The sequence below is a fragment of the Agreia sp. genome (genome assembly GCF_964263775.1).
Taxonomy (GTDB): Bacteria; Actinomycetota; Actinomycetes; order Actinomycetales; family Microbacteriaceae; genus Agreia.
On record NZ_CAXVWM010000207.1, the window covers coordinates 1 to 7001 of the forward strand.

Sequence of the window (7001 nt, forward strand, 5' to 3'; positions counted from 1 at the left end):
CCGCGAATCGCTGGGGATGCCGTTGAGGTACTTGTCGGTAAGGAGGCCCTGCGCGAGCGGAGAGAACGCGATGCAGCCCACGCCGAGGTCGCCGAGAGTGTCGAGCAGACCCGACTCGATCCAGCGGTTGACCATCGAATACGAGGGCTGGTGGATCAACAACGGTGTGCCGAGGTCGGCAAGAATGCGTGCCGCCTCGACCGTGCGCTCGGGGGAGTAGCTCGAAATCCCCGCGTACAGGGCCCGCCCCGACGTGACGGCCGTGTGAAGCGCCCCCATCGTCTCCTCAAGCGGAGTGTCGGGGTCAGCCCGGTGAGAGTAGAAGATGTCGACATAGTCGAGCCCCATGCGCCCCAGCGACTGATCGAGGCTCGCAAGCAGGTACTTGCGCGAACCGAAGTTGCCGTAGGGGCCAGGCCACATGTCGTACCCGGCCTTCGTCGAGATCACGAGCTCGTCACGAAACGGCTTGAAGTCTTCGGCGAAGATGTGCCCGAAGTTCGTCTCGGCGCTGCCATACGGGGGCCCGTAATTGTTCGCCAGGTCGATGTGGGTCACACCGAGGTCGAACGCGCGCCGCAGAATCGCCCGCTGCGTCTCGGTCGTGGTCGTTTCTCCGAAGTTCTGCCACAGCCCCAGCGAAACGGCCGGAAGCATCAGCCCACTGCGGCCGGTGCGACGGTAGGGGAGCTGCTCGTAACGGTTCTCTGCTGCACTGTAGGTCACCCCTCGATCCTCCCACATCGCTCCGCGGGCACATGGATGCTCGGCTGCTGCCGCGTGCGGCCGTGCCCTGCGCTGCTGCACCGCGCCGATTGGCGCAGCCGCCGGGGGTGCCGTAATGTATCCTCCGGTACCGTGTCCGAGCGGCCGAAGGTGCAACTCTCGAAAAGTTGTGTGCTTGAAAGAGCACCGTGGGTTCAAATCCCACCGGTACCGCCACGATCAAACCCCCTGAATCCCTTTGTTTACAAGAGAGTCAGGGGGTTTCGTTGGTTCTCGAGACAAAACAGCCGCGCTGACCGTCGAAGTGCGTCTGATGGACGCGCGTCGCTGTCCCTCGTGCGCCGGGCGCTCGAACCGATCCGGGCTAATCGCGGATGGCGTCGATCACCCCTTGCGCTCGACGAGGCGGTGATCATGTTAGTGGCCGTGGTCATGTTGCTACCGCTCAGAAAGGGAGGTCGGCGATGGTTCGCCAGCGGGTGGAAAAGTCAGTCGCGCGATCGGCGGACCATTGCGGTTCAAATGATAGGGTCGGCGACCAATCGATGATCGCATCGTCGAGGGAAAGTCCCGGCGTGACGGCGACACGGGCGAGGGCAGCTGCGCCGAGCGGGGTGGCATGTTGTGACGGGTACACGTCGACCGGAATCTGGATCAGGTCGGCGACCGACTGCATGAGCACGTTGCTTTGGGTGAGGCCGCCATCGACACGGAGACGGTGCAGCGGTCGGCCGAGATCCTGCGCCATACTGCGAGCAACTTCGGCGACCTGCGCTGCGATGCCTTCGAGGACTGCACGGACAAGGTGGCCGCTGCCTGTGGAGAGCGTCATGCCAGTGATCGTTGCGGTCGCGTCGGGACGCCACCAAGGCGCTGCCAGTCCCGCAAGGGCCGGGACGCACATGACACCCTCCGAATCGGCGGCTGCGGTCTTATCGAGGTCACGGGCACTATCAATGAAAGTCAGTTGCTCGAGCCAGCGAACAGCGGACGCGGCCGTGTAGATCTGCCCGTCCAAACAGTAGGAATTCTCCCCGCCGTCTTGCCATGCGATGGATGTCGAAAGTCCCGAACCGGACCGGACCGCGACGGCACCGGTGTTGGCAAGCAGAAATGCGCCAGTCCCGAATGTGCATTTGGCCTCGCCCGCTCGCACGCACCGTTCGGCCACGAGGGCGGCCTGCTGGTCCACGATGAGGCCGCCGACGGGGATCTCGCCGCCTCCGAAGAGCGATGTCGTGCCTGCGATCTCAGTGTTTGAGAGAATCCGCGGAAGCTTTTCGCCCTCTAGGCCGAACAGGGCCAGAAGTTCGGGGTCCCATTCGCCGCTGTCGAGGTCGAGCACCAGCGAACGACTGGCAGTCGATGCGTCCGTGACAAATTCGCCGGTTAGTTGGTGGATGAGCCAACTGTCCGAAGTTGTGACGACGCCTTCGGTGGTGATATTGCGCCGGATCCATGCCTGTTTCGGGGCGGAGAAGTACGGGTCGAGGACAAGGCCCGTCTGCTGGGAGATGCGGTCCCCATACTGGCGGAGCTCGGCGCAGATGCTTTCTGAGCGACGGTCCTGCCACACGATCATCGGCGAGAGCGGCTTGCCGGTTTCCAGGTCCCAGGCGAGCACGGTTTCACCCTGGTTTGCGAGCGTAATCGCATCGATCTGCACCTTGGCTTCGGTAACGGCGTGTCTGCCAGCGATAAGGACTGAGTCGAGAAGCGCCTGCGGGTCCTGTTCAACGCCACCGCCGGGCAGGTACGTAGGGCGGACGGTAACCTCGCCCAGGGCAAGCACGGTGTCGGAGCCGTCGACGACGACGGCCTTCGTGCCGGAGGTGCCCTGGTCGATGGCGAGGACGGTCGTCATCTGCGAGACTGCTTCGCTGTGCGACGGTCCGCAGTTCGACGCCACCACTCGCGCTGCAGTTTCGCTTGTTCGGTGACGTGCGTTGGGGCCCGCTGCTCGGTGGTCTCGATGCCGAGTCCGGGCAGAAGGTCAGCTACGTAGGCGGCGATTCCGAGCGAGGCGGACAATCCGGTCGAACGGATTGCCGCGACGTTGATGAGCTTGTCCGAGGCGCCTGAGACGCCGATGACGTAGTTGGTGTTCCGGCCCGCGGGCCGCAGGCCGGCGTAGACGGCGATCGGGGTCAGGCCCTCGAGAGCTGGGTAGTTGGAAACGGCCTTGTCCAGCACCTCTCTGTGCGCTTCGGGACGGACGGACCAGTCATCCTTGTCGTCGAGGTCGACTGCGGTCGGCCCGGCGACGACATGGCCGTCGAGCGTCGGGAAAACGAGCACACCCTTCGTGCGTTTGGTTGGCACTGGGAGGACTATGTGGTCGAGCGCTTTCCCATCGGGGAGTTCGAAGACGAAGAACTCACCCTTGCGGGGATAGATCTCGAAAGAGTCGTCTCCGAAAAGACGCGCGATGTCGTCGGCGTACAGGCCCGCGGCGTTGATCACGAGCTGAACGGTGACAGCGCCGCCATCCTCGAGACCGAGGACGACCTTACGGCCCATTGTCCGCGCGCCGACGACGCGAGCATTCAGTTCAATGCGCGCTTCGGCAGCGGTGGCGGAGTCGGCGAGAGCGAGGGTGAACGCGACCGGGTCGGTAATGGATTCACCGGGAACGAGCAGTGCCCCATCGGACTCGCGGATCTTGACCTCCACTCCATTCGTTGCGGCGTTCTCCGCGAGTCTTTTGATGATTTCGTGATCCTCAGACCGGTGGGGTACGAGCTCGGCCCCGGTCTCGATCACGGGCACGCCGAGCGCGTCGAGGATGGCCGGGCGGATACCGGCGCTGCGGATGATGAGTTCGGTTTCTAACTGGCCGGGTGTGGAATCGAAACCGGTGTGCAGAACGCCGCTGTTCGTTCCGCTGGCGGAATACGCAAGGTCGGCGTCTGCCTCGAGGAGGACTGTGTCGACTCCGCGGTGTTGCAAGGTATGCGTGAGGGCTGCGCCGACGACGCCGCCGCCGATGACTGCAACCTGCGCGGTGATGGCTCGCGTGGTCATGAGATGCCTTTCGTGGAATTGCGGGTCAGATGTCGGCGGTGGTCACGGAGCCGGTGTCGAAGGCCTTGTCGACGTCGACCATGTCAGGCATGGTCAGACCGTGTCGGCCGCGGGTGACGAGAAGATATGCGAGGTAGACGACTCCGATGGCCACCATGAGGGCCACATACAGCAACGGCTGGAGGAAGGACACATCGCGGAAGATCAGGAGTTCGTAGACCAGCCACATGCCAGCAAACACCAGGATGGGCACTTCCCACCGGCCGAGGCTGAAGCCCTTGCTCGGCGGAAGGTTCTTTCGCTTGACGGCGTACATGAGTACCGTACCCGCGTAGATGATCGCAGGCAGGAGGGTAGCTGCTGAGAAGAGGGAGAAGAGAGCGTCGCTCGTGCTTGAAAAAATCGCGAGGATGAGCTGGCTGATGACGAGTACGAACGCGGTCGCCGCGACGGGCGTACTCCGGGCTCGGCTGACCTTCCGCAGCATCTGCCAGCCGGGGAAGCGCTTGTCGCGGGACATCGCCCAGACGAGGCGGGAGCCACTAAGAGTGATGACGAGTCCACATGAGAAGATCGATACAACCACCAGTACCAGCAGAATTTTACCGATCACCGGGCCGAGGGCGGATGTGATGATGGTGGCGACCGGGGTGCCGGAGTCAACGAGTCCGGGCGTGCTGGATGCCAGCGCCGTCACGGCGATCAGGAAGAGCATGCCCAGGACACCGAGCGAGACCACCGCCTGGATCATCGCTCGCGGGATGACCCTCTCGGGGTTCTTCGTCTCCTCGGCGAGGTTTGCGGCGGACTCGAAACCCACGATGGTGAATGCGCCGAGCAAAAACGCAAGCGGAAACGGTCCAGCGTGGGCAAGGTCGCCGAAGCTCCAGTAACCGGTGGCACTGATCGGCGCGGTTGCGAAAAGGTGCGCGAAGTCGAGGCGGCCAAGGACGGTGCCGACGATGAACAGCAGGACGGTGAGGCCGATCATGCCGATGATCTGGACAGTGACGGCAACCGAGTTTACCCGGTTCGTCAGGGCCGTTGAGATTGCAACGAGCACCGCCTGCAGAAGCATGACGACCGCAGTGATCGCCCAGTTGTTCTGACTCGTACTCGTGTAGCCGAACAACTCCGGGAAGATCGTCGCTGCGATCGTGTAGTCCACCGCGACGACGACGACGACGAGGAAGGCGAAGGACACCCATCCCATCAGCCAGCCGGCGATCGGGTTGGCTATGCGGGATACCCACTGGTACGCGTAACCACTGATCGGCATACGTGCCGCAAGGGCTCCGAAGATCGCCGCGACTGCGAGTTGGCCGACGGTGGCGATTGGCCATGCCCAGATTCCGCGCGGTCCGGAGGTGCTGATCACAGCGCCATAGGTGGTGAAGATTCCAGTTGCGATCGATACGAAGCCGAAGGCGACCGAGAACGAGGCGTACCAGCCCAGATTCCGTTTCATGCCCTCGGAGGTGGCCGACGTAATAACTTGCTTGGGTGGGTTGCTCATCATCCTCGTCCTTCATTGCACGATTTGGTCTATACCAATTGATCCGAGACTACGAGTGCCGGGGTTAGTCTGTCAACTGTGTCTTCCGCAACAGCTCCCGCGCCATCAGCCGCCGTCCCCGCCTACCTGCGGATTGCGGAGCACCTGCGATCACTTATCGGCTCCGGCGAGCTCACCCCCGGCGAGGCACTCTTCCCGGAGCGGGAACTTTCCGTGGCTCACCAAGTGAGCCGAATGACTGCCAGGAAAGCTCTCTCCGTGCTTGAGAGCGAAGGTTTGATCTTCCGTGACGCCACACGTGGCACGTTCGTCGCAAAACCCCGTCTTTCGCTTCGCGTCGGATCCTTCTCGAGAGAAGTTGAGCGTAGCGGCGGTCGCGCTGGAGCGGAAGTCGTGTGGACGCGTGAGCAACCGGCGGGGCGCACTGCCGCCGAGGCCTTCGGGTGCAGCGAGTCTGAGCCGGTGTATGTCATCCAGCGGTTGCGGCGCTGGGATGATGAGCCGGTCACCGTCGAGACGACCTACTACCCGGCTGGGCTACTGCCGGGGTTTCTCGATGGCGAACTTCAGGGCTCGCTCTGGGACCGGCTTGCCGACTACAACATAGTGCTCAGTACGACCACGGCGAGAGTCGAAGTGGTCACGCTCGACGCTGACGTTGGCCCACTCCTGCAGGCTCGACAAGGTGCGCCGGGCCTACACATGACCCGACGGACATTCGACGCCGCCGGCCGCTGCGTCGAGTACGCGCAAGATGTCTACCGCGCGGATCGAGTTGCCTTGACTATTGACCGCCCATTGCAGGATCGCGTCTTCGACGTCTGAAACACCGCGGACGCCCGGTCTGTGCGGTACACCAGTGCGCTCAGACTACGGACGACAGGACGACGACGGATCGTGGTGCTGAGTAGAGGGGCTCGCTCTGCTGGAGGTACCGCTGGTAGAACGGTAGTTGCAGATACTCGCCCACGTACTCCGTGCCACTTCGCCAGCGTTCATACAGAACGAACGTTCCTGGCATATCAGTGACTTCGCCCGCCTCCAAGACCAAGCATCCTGGAAGCTTTCTCGCCTCAGGTAATACCAGCCGGAGTTCTTCTAGATACTTTTCTCGGTCCTTGGGATCTACGGTGAGAGTGTTACTCATCACCAGGACACTGTCGGTGATTTCGGGCATCTGCTCTGCAGCCATCACGGGCCTTTCGCTCGACCAAAACTAAACTGGCACGGATCGTGCCACGAAGCGGGCATGAGAAGGATGGCGCAATTCATTGAACAAGTCCTGACAGACACCGTGTTGGTCTCATGCCAGAAGCGCCATCGGCGGCCATCTCGCTCGCCAATGTGCATTTCTCTCGCCAATGAAACGCGATCGCCAGCACGAGGCCGGCTGGAGCTGCGCCTCTTATTCGGAACAACGGCTCGCTAGTGGATCTCCGAGTTGAACCGGATCAGCGCCGCGCAGCCGGCGAGGTCGTCGACGGTTGCGACGTTTCGCGGCAGGTCGAACGTCGTCACGGTGCCGTTGCCGACCGAGGGGAAGGCTCGGCGGTAGCCATCCAGCTGCAGGCCGAGAATGTGACAGAGCAGTAGCCGCCCCAAGGTCGTATGCGCGACGACGAGTACCGATCCGCCCGACTCGGCCAACTCGATCAACACCTGGCCGGCTCGGTGAACAGCATCCGCTCCGCTCTCGCCGCCAGGCAGCGGATGGGAAGCGGGGGCGGCGACGAAG

The 7001-nt window shown here is 62.9% G+C and carries 7 protein-coding genes and 1 tRNA gene; 2 read left to right on the forward strand and 6 right to left on the reverse strand.

Translation table 11 applies throughout. The annotated features are described in order from the left end of the window. On the reverse strand, nucleotides 1-726 hold a 726-nt coding region (locus ACE5CZ_RS14510; protein WP_374948037.1), incomplete at its 3' end, for an aldo/keto reductase. 126 nt (nucleotides 727-852) lie between these two features. On the opposite strand from ACE5CZ_RS14510, the gene ACE5CZ_RS14515 reads away from it, so the two are divergent. Beyond that, nucleotides 853-942, forward strand: a tRNA-Ser gene (locus ACE5CZ_RS14515). A 229-nt stretch (nucleotides 943-1171) separates the two neighbouring features. Here ACE5CZ_RS14515 and ACE5CZ_RS14520 read toward each other — a convergent pair. Genes ACE5CZ_RS14520 through ACE5CZ_RS14530 form a run of 3 tightly spaced genes read right to left on the reverse strand, consistent with a single transcriptional unit; the run spans nucleotide 1172 to nucleotide 5218 of the window. Beyond that, entirely contained in the window at nucleotides 1172-2590 is a 1419-nt protein-coding gene (locus ACE5CZ_RS14520) for an FGGY family carbohydrate kinase (RefSeq protein ID WP_374948038.1), read from the reverse strand. Further along, on the reverse strand, nucleotides 2587-3750 hold the full coding sequence (locus tag ACE5CZ_RS14525; RefSeq protein ID WP_374948039.1) for an NAD(P)/FAD-dependent oxidoreductase: 1164 nt from the start codon (nucleotides 3748-3750) through the stop codon (nucleotides 2587-2589). The genes ACE5CZ_RS14520 and ACE5CZ_RS14525 overlap by 4 nt, the downstream gene beginning before the upstream one ends. A 25-nt stretch (nucleotides 3751-3775) precedes the next feature. Further along, nucleotides 3776-5218 carry an APC family permease gene (locus ACE5CZ_RS14530; protein WP_374948040.1) on the reverse strand — a complete coding sequence of 481 codons (1443 nt, stop codon included), beginning with the start codon at nucleotides 5216-5218 and terminating at the stop codon, nucleotides 3776-3778. 126 nt (nucleotides 5219-5344) lie between these two features. On the opposite strand from ACE5CZ_RS14530, the gene ACE5CZ_RS14535 reads away from it, so the two are divergent. Beyond that, a complete protein-coding gene (locus tag ACE5CZ_RS14535; protein WP_374948041.1) occupies nucleotides 5345-6091 on the forward strand; it encodes a GntR family transcriptional regulator in 747 nt (248 codons plus the stop codon). A gap of 40 nt (nucleotides 6092-6131) precedes the next feature. Here ACE5CZ_RS14535 and ACE5CZ_RS14540 read toward each other — a convergent pair whose 3' ends face one another. Continuing rightward, nucleotides 6132-6458 (reverse strand): putative quinol monooxygenase, encoded by a 327-nt coding sequence (locus ACE5CZ_RS14540; protein WP_374948042.1) that lies wholly within the window; start codon nucleotides 6456-6458, stop codon nucleotides 6132-6134. A gap of 233 nt (nucleotides 6459-6691) precedes the next feature. After that, the coding region (locus tag ACE5CZ_RS14545) for a histidine phosphatase family protein (RefSeq protein WP_374948043.1) at nucleotides 6692-7001 on the reverse strand (310 nt) is incomplete at its 5' end.

Excerpts from the sequence above, each read along its gene's own strand:
- ACE5CZ_RS14520 (WP_374948038.1), bottom strand. The coding sequence starts at position 2,590 with ATGACGACCGTCCTCGCCATCGACCAGGGCACCTCCGGCACGAAGGCC.
- ACE5CZ_RS14525 (WP_374948039.1), bottom strand. The coding sequence starts at position 3,750 with ATGACCACGCGAGCCATCACCGCGCAGGTTGCAGTCATCGGCGGCGGC.
- ACE5CZ_RS14530 (WP_374948040.1), bottom strand. The coding sequence starts at position 5,218 with ATGAAACGGAATCTGGGCTGGTACGCCTCGTTCTCGGTCGCCTTCGGC.
- ACE5CZ_RS14540 (WP_374948042.1), bottom strand. The coding sequence starts at position 6,458 with ATGGCTGCAGAGCAGATGCCCGAAATCACCGACAGTGTCCTGGTGATG.